This is a genomic window from Streptomyces lavendofoliae, assembly GCF_014649735.1.
Taxonomy (GTDB): domain Bacteria; phylum Actinomycetota; class Actinomycetes; order Streptomycetales; family Streptomycetaceae; genus Streptomyces; species Streptomyces lavendofoliae.
Map to the genome: position 1 here is coordinate 21,466 of NZ_BMTP01000018.1, position 14,139 is coordinate 35,604.

A 14,139-nucleotide genomic window follows, 5' to 3' on the forward strand; every position below is an offset into this window, starting at 1 on the left:
TCAGAGGCGCTCGGGGGTGCGGATGCCGAGCAGCGCCATGCCCTGGTGCAGGGTGCGGGCGGTCAGGTCGCACAGGAACAGACGGTTCTCGACCTGCTCGGGGGAGTCCGCCTTGAGGACCGGGCACTCCGAGTAGAACGACGTGTAGTGCGACGCCAGCTGGTACAGGTACGCCGCCAGCTTGTGCGGCTCGTACGAGGCGGCCACGTCCGCCAGCGTCTCGCCGAACCGGTCCAGGTGCAGGCCCAGCGCGCGCTCGGCCGGGGCCAGCGGAAGCTCCGGGTGCGCGACCGGCTCGGCGGACCCCCGCTTGCGGATGATCGACTTGATACGGGCGTACGCGTACTGGAGGTAGACGGACGTGTCGCCGTTCAGCGACACCATCTGGTCCAGGTCGAACTTGTAGTCCCGGGACGCCGACGTCGACAGGTCGGCGTACTTGATCGCGCCGATGCCCACCTGGGCGGCCCGCTCGGCGACCTCGGCCTCGGTCAGGTCCTCGGACTTCTCGCGGACCACGACCGCCGCCCGGTCGATCGCCTCGTCCAGCAGGTCGACCAGCCGGACGGTCTCGCCCTCACGGGTCTTGAACGGCTTGCCGTCCTTGCCCAGGACCGTGCCGAAGGCGAGCTGCACGGCGTGGACCCGGTCGTTCAGCCAGCCGGCGCGGCGGGCGGTCTCGAAGACCATCTTGAAGTGCAGCGACTGGCGGGCGTCCACGACGTACACCAGGGTGTCGGCGCCCAGCTTCTGGACGCGGTCGCGGATGGCCGAAAGGTCGGTGGCCGCGTAGCCGTAGCCGCCGTTGGACTTCTTGACGATCAGCGGGACCGGGTTGCCGTCCGGGCCCTTCACGTCGTCGAAGAACACGCACAGGGCGCCCTCGGAGCGGACCGCCACGCCGGACTCCTCCAGCAGGCGGCACGTCTCGTCGAGCATGTCGTTGTACCCGGACTCGCCGACCACGTCCGGGTCGTCGATCTCCATGTCCAGCTTGTTGAAGACCGAGTAGAAGTAGATCTTCGACTCGTCGACGAACCGCTGCCACAGCGCGAGGGTCTCCTCGTCGCCGGACTGGAGGGCCACCACGCGGTCGCGCGAGCGGGCCTTGAACTCCTCGTCGGAGTCGAACAGGGCACGCGCCGCCTTGTAGAGGCGGTTGAGGTTGCTCATCGCCTCCTCGCCGGAGACGTCCGCGTCCTCGTGGTCCAGCTCGTGCGGGTGCTCCATCAGGTACTGGATGAGCATGCCGAACTGGGTGCCCCAGTCGCCGATGTGGTGGCGGCGGATCACCTTCTCGCCCGCGAACTCCAGGATCTTGACCATGGCGTCGCCGATGACGGCGGAGCGGAGGTGCCCGACGTGCATCTCCTTCGCCACGTTCGGCTGGGCGTAGTCGATGACGGTCGTGCCGGCCCCGTCCGCGTACGGCACGCCGAGGCGGTCGTCGGCGGCGCGCGCGGCGAGGGTCCCGGTGATCGCCCGGTCCGCGATGGTGATGTTGAGGAAGCCGGGGCCGGACACCTCGATGTCCTTGCAGACGTCGTCGGCGCCGACCGCCTCGACGACCTTGGCCGCCAGCTCGCGCGGGTTGCCCTTGTGCTTCTTGGCCAGCGCCAGGATGCCGTTGGCCTGGAAGTCGGCCCGGTCGCTTCGTCGCAGCAGCGGGTCGGCGGAGCCGGCCTCCGGCAGGGCTGCCGAGAGGGCGTCCGCGAGGCGCTGCTGCACGGTCGAAGCGAGGGAAGGGACCGAGGCCATGAGCTTCCGTTCCTGTCGAGGTGGTGAATGCCTATTCCGGTTGTCAAGTGTCCCACGGGTCCGCAAGCTCTTTGCCGTGGCTTCCCCCGGCCTGTGGACAACCTCGGGGGACGTCGTTCCGTCTGGGAGAATGTCTTACGCCAGCCTTCGAGAAGACCGAGGAACCAAGGACGTGCCGACCGTGGCTCAGAGCAGCACCGAGACCGACTGGGTCTCCCGTTTCGCGGACGAGGTCATCGCCGAATCGGAGCGGCGTGCGCCTGGGAAACCGGTCGTCGTCGCCTCGGGCCTGTCGCCCTCCGGCCCCATCCACCTGGGCAACCTCCGCGAGGTCATGACCCCGCACCTGGTCGCCGACGAGATCCGCCGCCGGGGGCCCGAGGTCCGTCACCTGATCTCCTGGGACGACTACGACCGGTACCGCAAGGTGCCGGTCGGCATCCCCGGCGTGGACGAGTCGTGGGCCGAGCACATCGGCAAGCCGCTGACCTCCGTCCCGGCCCCGGCCGGCTCCTCGCACCCGAACTGGGCGGAGCACTTCAAGGCCGGGATGATCGCGTCGCTGGCCGAGCTGGGCGTCGAGTACGACGGCATCAGCCAGACCGAGCAGTACACGTCCGGCGCGTACCGCGAGCAGATCCTGCACGCGATGCGGCACCGCGGGGCGATCGACGCGATCCTCGACCGGTACCGGACGAAGGACAAGGCCACCGGCAAGCCCAAGAAGCAGCAGCAGAAGCCGGTCGACGAGGCCGAGCTGGAGGCCGCCGAGGGCTCCGGCGCGGCCGGCGAGGACGACGGCTCCGGCGGTGCCGGGGGCTACTTCCCGTACAAGCCGTACTGCGGGCAGTGCGGCAAGGACCTGACCACCGTCACCTCGTACGACGACGAGTCGACGGAGCTGGCCTACGGCTGCGCCTGCGGCTTCTCCGAGACGGTGAGGCTCAGCGAGTTCAACCGCGGCAAGCTGGTCTGGAAGGTCGACTGGCCGATGCGCTGGGCGTACGAGGGCGTGATCTTCGAGCCCAGCGGCGTCGACCACTCGTCGCCCGGTTCGTCGTTCGTGGTGGGCGGGCAGATCGTGCGCGAGGTGTTCGACGGCGTCCAGCCGATCGGCCCGATGTACGCGTTCGTGGGCATCTCGGGCATGGCGAAGATGTCGTCCTCCAAGGGAGGCGTGCCGACCCCGGCCGACGCGCTCCAGATCATGGAGGCGCCGCTGCTGCGCTGGCTGTACGCCCGTCGCAAGCCCAACCAGGCCTTCAAGATCGCCTTCGACCAGGAGATCCAGCGGCTGTACGACGAGTGGGACAAGCTGGAGGCGAAGGTCGCCGACGGCAGCGTGCTGCCGGCCGACGCCGCCGCCCACTCCCGCGCGGTGCGCACGGCCGCCGGCGAGCTGCCGCGGACCCCGCGCCCGCTGCCGTACCGGACGCTCGCCTCGGTCGTCGACATCACCGCCGGCCACGACGAGCAGACGCTGCGCATCCTGAGCGAGCTGGACCCGGCGAACCCGCTGTCCTCGCTGGACGAGGCCCGGCCGCGGCTGGACCGCGCCGAGAGCTGGATCTCCACCCAGGTCCCGGCCGACCAGCGCACCATCGTCCGCTCGGAGCCGGACACCGACCTGCTCGGCTCGCTGGACGACGAGGGGCGCGAGTCGCTGCGCCTGCTGCTGGAGGGCCTGGACAGCCACTGGTCGCTGGACGGGCTCACCACACTCGTCTACGGCGTGCCGAAGGTGATGGCCGGCCTCGACCCGGAGGCCAGGCCGACGCCCGAGCTGAAGGTCGCCCAGCGCACCTTCTTCGCGCTGCTCTACCAGCTGCTCGTCGGCCGGGACACCGGGCCGCGGCTGCCCACGCTGCTGCTGGCGGTGGGCGCGGACCGGGTGCGCAAGCTGCTCGCCGCGTAACGCGTGCCGCTGTCCGGCCGGAGGGCTCTCACCTCGTGGGTGGGAGCCCTCCGGGCGTTCCCGCACCCTCGTTCGCGCCCCCGGGGCGTTCGCGCGCCTGGCGGGCGACCCGCGCGGTACCGGCCCTGAGCACGATGCCGCGGACCGCCGGGCAGGAGAGCGAGGACCCCGCCGGGCGCCGAGCCGCGCCGGGGCGGCGGTCAGGCGATGTGGTCGGCCGCGAGTTCCGCCTGGTAGTGGTTCTTGAACTCGGGCAGCAGACGGCGCAGCAGGACCGCGCTCAGCGGGTGGCGGATGCCGTAGCCGTCGGCGAGGTGGATGTCGAGGACGTCCACGCTGGGCCAGTCGTTGTTCTCGTCGACGTACTGCTTGAACACCGGGTACGCGAGGCGGCCGAACTCCTCGGCGTCCGGATCGGTGGCCCCGGCCACCTCGTCGGGCAGCGGCTCGCCGTCGACGCCGGTACCCGGGCCGGGCGCGACCGGGGCCGGGGCGGGCTCCTGACCGTCGGCGTACGGCGGGGCGTAGCCGCGCTCCTGGGCGTCCTGCGGCAGCTGGGCGGCGGCGAACCAGGGGCTCACATGGTTGGCGGGGACCGCGACCTCGGGCTGCGGGTCGGGCTGCGGCTCGGGCGGGGGCGCCTGTTGCGGCCCGGACGGCGGCACCGGCTGAGCCTCGGGGCCCGGGGCGGGGGCGGGGCCCGGGGCGGCGACCTGGCCGGGGGCGTGCGCGGGGCCCGGGGCGGGGGCGGGTACGGCGGCCGATTCCTGGTACGGGTGGGGCTGGGGCTGCGGGTGGTCCTGGGCCCGCTGCTGGTCCTCGTCGTCGGGGGTGCGGTGCTGCGGGAGCTCCAGCTCGGGCGCCGCGTGCGTCTGCTCCAGGGGGTTCGGCGGCAGCAGCACCGGGTCGATGCCCGCCGCCGCCAGGCCCGCGGGGGCCGTCTCGGCGAGCGGCACGCCGTACTTCGCCAGCCGCAGCGGCATCAGCGCCTCCACCGGCGCCCTGCGGCGCCACGCCCTGCCGAAGCGGGCCTGGAGGCGGGCCTGGTAGATCAACCGGTCCTGCTCCAGCTTGATGACCTGCTCGTAGGAGCGCAGCTCCCACAGCTTCATCCGGCGCCAGAGCCGGAAGGTCGGTACCGGCGAGAGCAGCCACCGGGTGAGGCGTACGCCCTCCATGTGCTTGTCGGCGGTGATGTCGGCGATCCGGCCGATCGCGTGCCGCGCGGCCTCCACGGAAACCACGAACAGCACCGGGATCACGGCGTGCATGCCCACGCCCAGCGGGTCGGGCCAGGAGGCCGCGCCGTTGAACGCGATGGTCGCGGCCGTCAGCAGCCACGCGGTCTGGCGCAGCAGGGGGAACGGGATGCGCAGCCACGTCAGCAGCAGGTCCAGGGCGAGCAGGACGCAGATGCCGGCGTCGATGCCGATGGGGAAGACGAGCGAGAAGTCGCCGAACCCCTTCTTCTCGGCCAGCTCGCGCACCGCCGCGTACGAACCGGCGAAACCGATGCCGGCGATGATCACCGCACCGGTGATGACGACGCCGATGAGTATTCGGTGCGTGCGTGTCAGCTGCATCGCGGCCACCCGCGATCCCCTCCCCTTGATGAGTCCGAGCGGGCAAAGCCTGGCACACGCGTTCGGAGCCCGGACCTCGGGGGAGGTCCGGGCTCCGCAAACAGCCGGGAAAGGGCTACTTGTTGGCCGCCGCGACCGCGGCCACCGCCTCCTTGGAGGCCGTGACCGCGTCGTCCATCAGGTCGGACGGGGTCGGCGTCTTGGCGCCCGCGTAGCCGGCGCCGTTGTAGGAGACGGTGATCAGCACGTTCTCCGTACGGGTCACGATCGCCGCGTACTTGAAGTCCTCGCCGGTCTTCTTCAGCCCGTAGCTGACGGCGGTCGACTCGTTGCCGACGCCGGCGGCGGGCGAGGTCTTGATGCTGGTGGCGCCCTCGGTCGCCTTCACCTTGGCGACTTCCTTGGTGTAGTTCGCCTGGGCGCGCTGCTCGCCGCTGCCGAGCGACGGGTCGGACTCGTAGCGCAGGAGGGAGATGTCGAGCCAGCGGTACTGCGAGCCCTTGACGCCGTTGTCGTCGAGGCCGTTCCAGGCGCAGCTGCCGCGGCTGTCGACGTCGCTGGACTTGCCGGGCGTGCCCTTCTCGTTCTTCACCTCCGGCACCAGGTCCTCGACGGTCTCCCCGGTGATCGCCTTGCAGGCGTCGGGGAGCTTGGTGTACTTCGCGGGCGCGACGCTCGGCGTGGGCTTGGCGGCGGGCTGCGGCGAGGAGGCGGCGGACGGCGACTGCGCGGACGCGTCGGTGCTGCCGCTCTTGTCGCCCGTGCTGTCGGAGTCCGACGAGCAGCCGGCGACGACGAGCATCACCGGTACGGCTGCGCAGGCGAGTATGCGGGTGAGTCGCGGGGCTGATCGGTGCATGGTTCCTTCAGTCGCTTGTCGTCGTACGGTCCTGCGGTCTGCGGTCCCGACACGGTAGCCCGAGTCGCCGCGTCCGCGGGGGCGCCCCCCGGCCCGGGGCGGGCGGGCGGCGGGGCTCCGGCGGGCCCTGCGGGGGGTGGCTACTCCTCGAGCTCCTCGGCGAGGTTCCGCGCCAGGCCCTGCGCCTTTTCCTGCAGTTCCTTGCTGTCCGGCACCTCGGTGACGCGGGCGGGCTGCTCGCCGTACCGGATCGTCACGATGACGTTCGATGTGCGGAACACCACGCTCACGGTGCGGTGCTGCGCGGTCGAACCGGCGCGGGCGAGGACGTCGTCGAGGAACGCCGCGTCGGCGAGGTCGGCCAGCACACGGGGCTCCAGGCCCTCCGGTGCGGTGCTTTCGCCGTCGCCGGGGGAGGGACTGCCCGCCGTCCCGGCGGCGGAGGCCGCGCCCGTGGGGGCGGTGGCGCGCGGGGACGGCGGCGCCTTCGCGGGGGAGGGCGCGGCGGGCGTGGCGGTGGGCGCGGCCCCGGAGGGCGGGACGGCGGCGGGGAGGCCGGCGGCGGCCTCCTTCTCCGCGTACACCTGCTGGGCGCGGTCGTCGTCGCTGACGGCGGGGTCGTAGGAGACGACCCGCTCGAAGTCGACGGTCAGCTGGTGGGAGGCGTCCGGGCCGTCGGTCTTCCAGCTGCACCCGGCGCGGCGGTCGGTGTCGTACGTGACGGCGGCGGTTCCCCGGTAGACCCGCTCGCGCTGCTGCTCGGGCAGCTGCGCGGCGCCGGGGAGGAGGTCCCTGAGCGTGGAGCGCTGGATGGAGCCGCAGGGTTCGAGGAGCGTGCGGTACTTGCCCGGCCGGCCGGCGTCGTCCGCGGTGTCGCCGGCCTTGGAGTCGGCGGTGGAGCCGTCCGGTCCGGAGCCGGCGCTGCAGCCGGTGAGGCTGGTCACGCCGACGGTGAGCGCCGCGAGGAGTGCGGCCACACCGGGTACGTACGCCCTTCGCTGCACGGTCCCGGGCTCCTTTCGCTCTGGTGCCGGTCGTACGGCCGGTGCCGGCTGCCGGCTTTCCCGGCGAAAACGGGTTGCCGCTCGTCGCCGGCCGATGGACACAATGTCTATCGCACGCGCCGCCGTCGATGCCGGTCCGCTGTCTCTTTCGCGGACGTTGGCGCCGGTTTTTGCGCTTTCGGACTTATCGGGGGAATTGAGGGGTTATGTCGTACGTAGAGGTACCCGGGGCGAACGTCCCGATCCGGATGTGGGCCGATCCTTCGACGGTCGAGGACGGGGCGATGCGGCAGCTGCACAACGTCGCCACCCTGCCCTGGATCAAGGGCCTGGCCGTGATGCCGGACGTGCACTACGGCAAGGGCGCGACGGTCGGCTCGGTGATCGCGATGCAGGGGGCGGTCTGCCCGGCGGCGGTCGGGGTCGACATCGGCTGCGGCATGTCGGCGGTGAGGACGTCGCTGACGGCCAACGACCTGCCCGGTGACCTCTCGCGGCTCCGCTCGAAGATCGAGCAGGCCATCCCGGTCGGCCGCGGCATGCACGACGACATGGTCGACCCCGGCCGGCTGCACGGCTTCCCGACGGCGGGCTGGGACGACTTCTGGTCGCGGTTCGACGGGGTGGCGGACGCGGTGAGGTTCCGTCGCGACCGGGCGGCGAAGCAGATGGGTTCGCTCGGCTCGGGGAACCACTTCATCGAGTTCTGTCTCGACGAGTCGGGAACGGTCTGGCTGATGCTGCACTCCGGCTCCCGGAACATCGGCAAGGAGCTGGCCGAGCACCACATCGGCGAGGCGCGGAAGCTGCCGCACAACCAGGGGCTGGTCGACCGCGACCTCGCCGTCTTCGTCGCGGACACCCCGCAGATGGCGGCGTACCGCAACGACCTGTTCTGGGCGCAGGAGTACGCGAAGTACAACCGCGCGATCATGATGGCGCTCTTCCAGGACGTGGTCCGCAAGGAGTTCAAGAAGGCCAGGGTGACCTTCGACCAGGTCATCTCCTGCCACCACAACTACGTGGCGGAGGAGCGGTACGACGGGATGGACCTGCTGGTCACGCGGAAGGGCGCGATCCGTGCCGGATCCGGGGACTTCGGGATCATCCCGGGGTCGATGGGCACCGGCTCCTACATCGTGAAGGGGCTGGGCAACGCGGCGTCCTTCAACTCGGCGTCGCACGGCGCGGGCCGGAAGATGAGCCGCAGCGCCGCGAAGCGGCGGTTCACGACCCGCGACCTGGAGGACCAGACGCGGGGCGTCGAGTGCCGCAAGGACTCCGGTGTGGTGGACGAGATCCCCGGCGCGTACAAGCCGATCGAGAAGGTCATCGACCAGCAGCGCGACCTGGTGCAGGTCGTGGCGAAGCTCAAGCAGGTGGTGTGTGTGAAGGGCTGAGGCGCCCCGGACGCGCGAAGGGCCCCGGCCGGCCGGGGCCCTTCGGTCGTTCCGGTCCTCCGTGCGTGCGTGCCGTGCCGGCCGCCCGTGCGTGTCGGTCGTGCGTGCCGTGCGTGCCGTGCCGGCCGGGTCCGTGCCGGCCGGGTCCGTGCCGGCCGGGTGTGCCGTGCGGGTGTGCGCGCCGCCGGGTCGGTGGTCAGAGCTCGCGGTGGACCTTGCTGTTGGAGGCCTGGGCGCGGGGGCGGACGACCAGCAGGTCGATGTTGACGTGGGCGGGGCGGGTGACCGCCCAGGTGATGGTGTCGGCGACGTCGTCGGCGCTCAGGGGGTCGGGGACGCCCGCGTAGACCTTCGCGGCCTTCTCCGTGTCACCGCGGAAGCGGGTGGTGGCGAACTCGTCGGTCTTGACCATGCCGGGGGCGATCTCGATGACGCGGACCGGGGTGCCGACAATTTCGAGGCGGAGCGTCTCGGCGAGGACGCGGGCGCCGTTCTTGGCGGCCACGTAGCCCGCGCCGCCCTCGTAGGTGGCGTGCCCGGCGGTGGAGGAGACGACCACCACCGTGCCCGCGCCGCTCGCGGTGAGGGCGGGCAGCAGGGCCTGGGTCATGTGGAGCGTGCCGATGACGTTGACCTCGTACATGTCGCGCCAGTCGGCGGGGTCGCCGGTGGCGACGGGGTCCGCGCCGAGGGCGCCGCCCGCGTTGTTGACCAGGACGTCGACGGAGGGGAAGCGCTCCAGGCTCGCCGCGAAGGCGTCGACGGCGGACCGGTCGGTGACGTCGAGGGCGTACGCGGTGGCGCGGTGGCCCGCGGCGGTGAGTTCGGCCGCGAGAGCCTCGACGCGGTCCTTGCGGCGGGCGGTGAGGACGACGTGGTGACCGGCCTCGGCCAGCCGGCGTGCCGTGGCGGCGCCGATTCCGCTGCTCGCCCCGGTGACGACGGCGAGCGGCCGGCCGGCGTTGCCGGGGGAGCCGGGGGACTCGGGGGAGCCGGCGGGGGTGTCGGCGGCGGTCATGGCGGTACTCCTCGCGCGGGTGATCGAAGGCCGGTACGCGGCCAGCATATGGGCCACGAAGATGCCGCCCCGGCGGCGGGGGAGTCGGATCGGATATGGCCATATCGGTATGTTCTGGTCATGTTTGCCATGCGCAGGGGTTTGCTGGTGGTGTCCGTCGCCCTGGCGGCGGTGACGGGCACGGGCGGCGGTGCCGCCGGCACGGTGGCCCCGGAGGCGGACGTGTCGCACCACGGCCACGTCACCTTCTGGGACGGGCGGCTCGACGTCGTGCTGCTGAGCGAGAACCGAGGGCCGTCGGCGCTGGAGGACGCGACCGTCCGGCTGGCCTTCACGGTGCCGCTGGCGGCGGGGCACCCGCTGCCGGGCGGCTGCGTGTGGGGCGGTGACCGGGAGGTGCTGTGCTCCACCGGCCCGTTGCGGGCGGACGGCACCCGGCGCGAGACGGCGCTCGGCCTGCGGGCCGCCGCCGGTGCGCCGCAGGAACTGACCATGCGGGTGAGCACCGCCTGGAACGGCGGCGCGACGGACCGGAACCCGGCCGACAACGACCACCGGGTGCTGGTCCTGGCCACCGGTGACCCGTACGTCTTCTGACGCGGACGCGGACGCGGACGCAGGGTCGCAGGGCCCGCGGGTCGCCGGCCGGTGCCCGGCGGGTCGGCGTTTGGCGACGGGCGGTGCCGGAGGGGAGACTCGGAGGGTGATCGTCGAACGTGCGTACGCCCATGTCGCCACCCACGACGAGGGCGAGTGGCCCTGGTCGGTGCCGTGCGTGCGGTCGCTGATGGAGGAGGGGCTGCGGTTCACCGCACCGGTGACCTTCCTGGTCGGGGAGAACGGCTCGGGCAAGTCGACGCTGGTGGAGGCCCTGGCCGAGGGCTTCGGGCTGGACTCCTGGGGCGGGTCGCACGACTGGCGGTACGCCACCCGGCGCGGCAAGTCGGTGCTGGGGGAACGGATCCGGTTCGAGGCGGCGCCGCGCGGGCGCCGCATGCTCGGCAGCCGGGCCGCCCGCAAGGGGTTCTTCCTGCGGGCCGAGACGGCCGTGGACGCCCTGGACCGCGAGGGCTTCGCGCCCGACGCGGTCAGTCACGGCGAGGGCTTCCTGGCGGCGTTCCGGGAGAAGTTCCTGGAGCCCGGGCTGTACGTGATGGACGAGCCGGAGGCGGCGCTGTCGTTCAGCTCCTGCCTGGAACTGCTCGGCCATCTCGACCAGTTGGTGAAACGGGGCGGCCAGGTCGTCTGCGCCACCCATTCCCCCTTGCTGACCGCGCTGCCGGGCGCGGACATCGTCGAGGTCGGCGAGCACGGGCTACGACGCGTGGAATGGCGGGAGTCGGCCCTCGTCGACCACTGGCGCCGCTATCTCGCCGACCCGCGGGCCTATTTGCGGCACGTACTCGGATGACCGGCGCGGTCCTCGCCCCCGGTGCCCCGCCGGCCGGCCGGCGCGCCGCGCGGGGCCGGTCCGGGGAAGGGCTCAGTCCGTGGCCCAGGCGATGTACCCGTCGGGGCGGACCAGGAGCGTGTCGTGGCGGGCGCTGTTCGCCCAGCTCGCCCGTATGACGCGACCCGGCACCGGCGTGTGGGGCCCCTGGGGGGCCGCGCCCCGCGGGGCGACGAGGACGAACCGGCCCTGGCGGAGCAGTTCGTAGAGCCGCCCTTCGGTGAGCCGCAGGTCCGGGGCGCGCCGGCCGGTCAGGCGGTGGGCGCCGCGGCCGGCGGCGTACGCGACGCCGATGCCGGTGACCTGGCCCATGGCCCGGTCGGCCGCCGGGCGGACCGCGTTGAGGAGGCCGGCGCCCAGGGCGCGGACGGTGCGCCGGGCCGGGCCGTGCGCCATGGCGAGGCGGACCAGGGCGCCGCTGCTGCGCAGCACCGTCGCGCCGACGGGGTGGCGCTCACCGTGGTAGCTGTCGAGCAGTTCCTCGGGGTCGTGGGCCTCTCCGCGCAGGACGGAGACGAGCTTCCAGGAGAGGTTGGCGGCGTCCTGGAGGCCGGTGTTCAGGCCCTGTCCGCCGGCCGGGGAGTGGACGTGCGCCGCGTCCCCGGCGAGGAAGACCCGGCCGGTCCGGTAGGCGGGGACCTGGCGCTCGTCGCTGTGGAAACGGGACAGCCACCGGGCGTCGTGCATCCCGAAGTCCGAGCCGAGGGTGCGCCGGGCGATGTCGCGCACCTCGTCGAGGCCGACCGGCTCGCTGTCGGCGACCTGGCGGTGGCGGTCCCAGCCCATGACCCGGTACCAGCCGTCGCCGAAGGGGGCGACGAACGCGAACGTGTCACCGCTGCCGCCGGCGGTGATCAGCTCGCCCGGTTCCTCGGCCAGGCGGACGTCGGCGAGCACCATCGAGCGGATGACCGAGCGGCCGGGGAACGGCAGTCCCAGCTCGTGGCGCACGGCACTGCGGTGGCCGTCGGCGCCGACGAGGTAGCGGGCCCGCAGGGTCTCCCGCGTCCCGTCCACGGTCGTGACCTCCGCGGTCACCACCTCGGCGTTCTGCCGCAGGGCGCGCAGCTCCGTGCCGTACCGGAACTCCGCGCCCGCGGTGACGGCGCGGCGCTCCAGCAGGTGTTCGACCTCGTACTGCGGGGTGATGAGCACGAAGGGGAACCGGGAGCGCAGCCGTGACAGGTCGAGCGTCAGCCTGCGGAAGAGGCGCAGCCGTGCGACGGGGGTGCCGGTCTTCACGAGCTCGTCGGCGAGGGCCCTGGCGTCGAGCAGTTCGAGGGTGCGGGCGTGCACGCCGAAGGCGCGGGTCATGTTGCTGATCCCGGGCGGCCGGCGCTCGACGACCGTCACCTTGAGGCCCGCGGCGGCGAGGTCCCCGGCGAGCAGTAGTCCCGTCGGGCCCGCGCCCACGACGATGACGTCGGTCTCCGTGCCGGCCGTGCCGTTCATGGCTGCCTCCTGGTTGCCGAGCGGGGTGCGTGGGGCCATAGCTGCCGGTCGTCCCGCGGGACGGCGCCGCGCGGTCCGGCGCGGCGACGCCCACGGGTCGACGCCTGTCGGCCAACGCTTGTTGGTCAACGCTTGTTGGCAACGGTAGGCCCGGTGCCGCTGGCGTGTCAACGGTTGTTGGCCTACAGTTGTTGGCATGACGTCCCCGCGCCGCTCCGATGCCACCCGTGCCGCCATCCTCGAGGCAGCCCGGGAGCGGTTCGCGGCCGACGGGTACGAGCGCGCCACCATCCGCTCCATTGCCCGCGATGCGGGGATCGATCCGTCGATGGTGATGCGCTACTACGGCAACAAGGAGGGGCTGTTCGCCGCCGCCTCCGAGATCGACCTGCGCCTGCCCGACGTGGGGGCGCTGCCCGCCACGCACGTGGGCGCGGTCCTGGTCTCCCACTTCCTCGACCGCTGGGAGCAGGACGACGTGCTGACCGGCGTCCTGCGGGTCGGCGTCACCAACGAGGCGGGCGCCGAGCGCATGCGCGGCGTCTTCAGGGCGCAGCTCGGCCCCATCGCCGCCGGGGTCTGCCCCGATCCCGCCGACGCCCCGCGCCGCGCGGCGCTCGCCGCCTCGCAGATCCTCGGCATGGCGATGGCCCGGTACGTGCTGCGGCTGCCGCCGGCCGTCGAGATGTCCCGCGAGGAAGTGGTCGCCTGGCTCGCGCCGACCGTGCAGCGGTACCTGACCGCGGAGGAGCCGTAGGCCCCGGTTCCGCGCACCCCCGCACGGTGCGGGTCCGGGAGCGGCCGAGCGCCGCCGGGGGAGGTCCGACGCCTGTGCCGACGACCGCCCGGCCTTCCTCACCGCCCATGTGCGGCGGACCGCCGGGGTCGGCGCCGCGCGGATCGAGCGCCGGCGGGCGCGCCGGAACTAGACGGCCGCGTCGCCGAATTCGCGCACCGCGTCCTCGACGATCGCCTCCAGACGGGCGTGGTGCGCACCGCGCCAGTACACCCTGTCGCAGGCGGTGCACTGCGCGAAGACGTCGTACGTCCGCCGCGTGCCCTGCTCCAGCCGCTCGCGCACCGCGTCCTTGTCGGCGTCGGTGAGCGGCCCGTTGCAGGCCGTGCAGCGCTTCCACGGGGCGAGCCGCGGGGCGAACCGCTCCAGCACGTCCCGCAGCTGGTCGTCCGGCTGGTCGCTGTAGACGTACGCGCCGGCCCACAGCTCGCGGCGGCGCAGCAGTCCCCGGTCGCGCGACAGCATTACGCGGCGCTCCCTCGCCGACCACGCGGCCAGCGCGGGGTCGCCGATGTCCTCGCTCTCGTACGCCGCGTCCACGCCCAGCAGTCGCAACCGCCGGGCCAGCGTGCCGAGATGCACGTCGAGGAGGAACCGGAGCGGCGCCCCCGGCACCCGCTGCGGCCGCTCGACGCCCAGCACATGGACGTGTTCGCCGGCCGCCGGGATGTGCGCGGGCGCGACCGGTCGTCCGTCGACCAGCAGCCGGCCCGTCTCCGTGAGCGGCACGCCGAGCGACTCGACGACGTGGCCGAGGGTCGACACCCCGTCGGTGACCACGGCGGAGCGCCCGGTCCGGCGGCGGGCGGCGACGAAGAGCCCCAGGCCGGGCGCGAAACTGATGTGGATCTCCGGTCCGTTCACGTGGTCAGCATGCCACCGGGCCCGCCGGACCGGCCACGGC

General features: G+C 73.0%; 12 protein-coding genes. 5 read left to right on the plus strand and 7 right to left on the minus strand.

Annotated features, from left to right (window positions below):
* Positions 1-1,758, minus strand: coding sequence for an arginine--tRNA ligase (gene argS, locus IE109_RS27590; RefSeq protein ID WP_189554078.1), 1,758 nt, complete (start codon positions 1,756-1,758; stop codon positions 1-3).
* A 172-nt stretch (positions 1,759-1,930) separates the two neighbouring features.
* On the opposite strand from argS, the gene lysS reads away from it, so the two are divergent.
* Positions 1,931-3,673 (plus strand): lysine--tRNA ligase, encoded by a 1,743-nt coding sequence (gene lysS, locus IE109_RS27595; RefSeq protein WP_189554079.1) that lies wholly within the window; start codon positions 1,931-1,933, stop codon positions 3,671-3,673.
* A 200-nt stretch (positions 3,674-3,873) separates the two neighbouring features.
* On the opposite strand, the gene IE109_RS27600 is transcribed toward lysS, so the two are convergent.
* The 3 genes from IE109_RS27600 to IE109_RS27610 all read right to left on the minus strand — a co-directional run bounded on the left by IE109_RS27600 (position 3,874) and on the right by IE109_RS27610 (position 7,119).
* The gene (locus IE109_RS27600) at positions 3,874-5,265 is read right to left on the minus strand and encodes a DUF2637 domain-containing protein (RefSeq protein WP_189554080.1); all 1,392 of its coding nucleotides are present in this window, start codon (positions 5,263-5,265) and stop codon (positions 3,874-3,876) included.
* A 106-nt stretch (positions 5,266-5,371) separates the two neighbouring features.
* Positions 5,372-6,115 carry a DUF3558 family protein gene (locus IE109_RS27605; RefSeq protein WP_189554081.1) on the minus strand — a complete coding sequence of 248 codons (744 nt, stop codon included), beginning with the start codon at positions 6,113-6,115 and terminating at the stop codon, positions 5,372-5,374.
* Positions 6,116-6,255: 140 nt separating this feature from the next.
* Entirely contained in the window at positions 6,256-7,119 is an 864-nt protein-coding gene (locus tag IE109_RS27610) for a DUF3558 domain-containing protein (RefSeq protein ID WP_189554082.1), read from the minus strand.
* Between the two features lie 206 nt (positions 7,120-7,325).
* Between IE109_RS27610 and IE109_RS27615 the strand changes: the two genes are divergently transcribed.
* Entirely contained in the window at positions 7,326-8,519 is a 1,194-nt protein-coding gene (locus IE109_RS27615; protein WP_189554083.1) for an RtcB family protein, read from the plus strand.
* Between the two features lie 196 nt (positions 8,520-8,715).
* Here the strand turns inward: IE109_RS27615 and IE109_RS27620 are convergent, their stop codons facing one another.
* Entirely contained in the window at positions 8,716-9,537 is an 822-nt protein-coding gene (locus IE109_RS27620; RefSeq protein ID WP_189554084.1) for an SDR family NAD(P)-dependent oxidoreductase, read from the minus strand.
* A 129-nt stretch (positions 9,538-9,666) separates the two neighbouring features.
* On the opposite strand from IE109_RS27620, the gene IE109_RS27625 reads away from it, so the two are divergent.
* Both IE109_RS27625 and IE109_RS27630 read left to right on the plus strand, forming a co-directional pair.
* Positions 9,667-10,134: a hypothetical protein gene (locus tag IE109_RS27625; protein ID WP_229891617.1), complete on the plus strand. Its 468-nt coding sequence runs from the start codon at positions 9,667-9,669 to the stop codon at positions 10,132-10,134.
* A gap of 106 nt (positions 10,135-10,240) precedes the next feature.
* Complete coding sequence (locus tag IE109_RS27630; protein WP_189554085.1) at positions 10,241-10,948, plus strand: AAA family ATPase; 708 nt, start codon at positions 10,241-10,243, stop codon at positions 10,946-10,948.
* A 72-nt stretch (positions 10,949-11,020) separates the two neighbouring features.
* Here IE109_RS27630 and IE109_RS27635 read toward each other — a convergent pair whose 3' ends face one another.
* Positions 11,021-12,478 carry an FAD-dependent oxidoreductase gene (locus IE109_RS27635; RefSeq protein ID WP_229891619.1) on the minus strand — a complete coding sequence of 486 codons (1,458 nt, stop codon included), beginning with the start codon at positions 12,476-12,478 and terminating at the stop codon, positions 11,021-11,023.
* 157 nt (positions 12,479-12,635) lie between these two features.
* Between IE109_RS27635 and IE109_RS27640 the strand changes: the two genes are divergently transcribed.
* Positions 12,636-13,196 carry a TetR/AcrR family transcriptional regulator gene (locus tag IE109_RS27640; protein ID WP_189554086.1) on the plus strand — a complete coding sequence of 187 codons (561 nt, stop codon included), beginning with the start codon at positions 12,636-12,638 and terminating at the stop codon, positions 13,194-13,196.
* A 168-nt stretch (positions 13,197-13,364) separates the two neighbouring features.
* On the opposite strand, the gene IE109_RS27645 is transcribed toward IE109_RS27640, so the two are convergent.
* On the minus strand, positions 13,365-14,099 hold the full coding sequence (locus tag IE109_RS27645) for a Mut7-C RNAse domain-containing protein (protein WP_189554087.1): 735 nt from the start codon (positions 14,097-14,099) through the stop codon (positions 13,365-13,367).
* Positions 14,100-14,139: the final 40 nt, after the last annotated feature.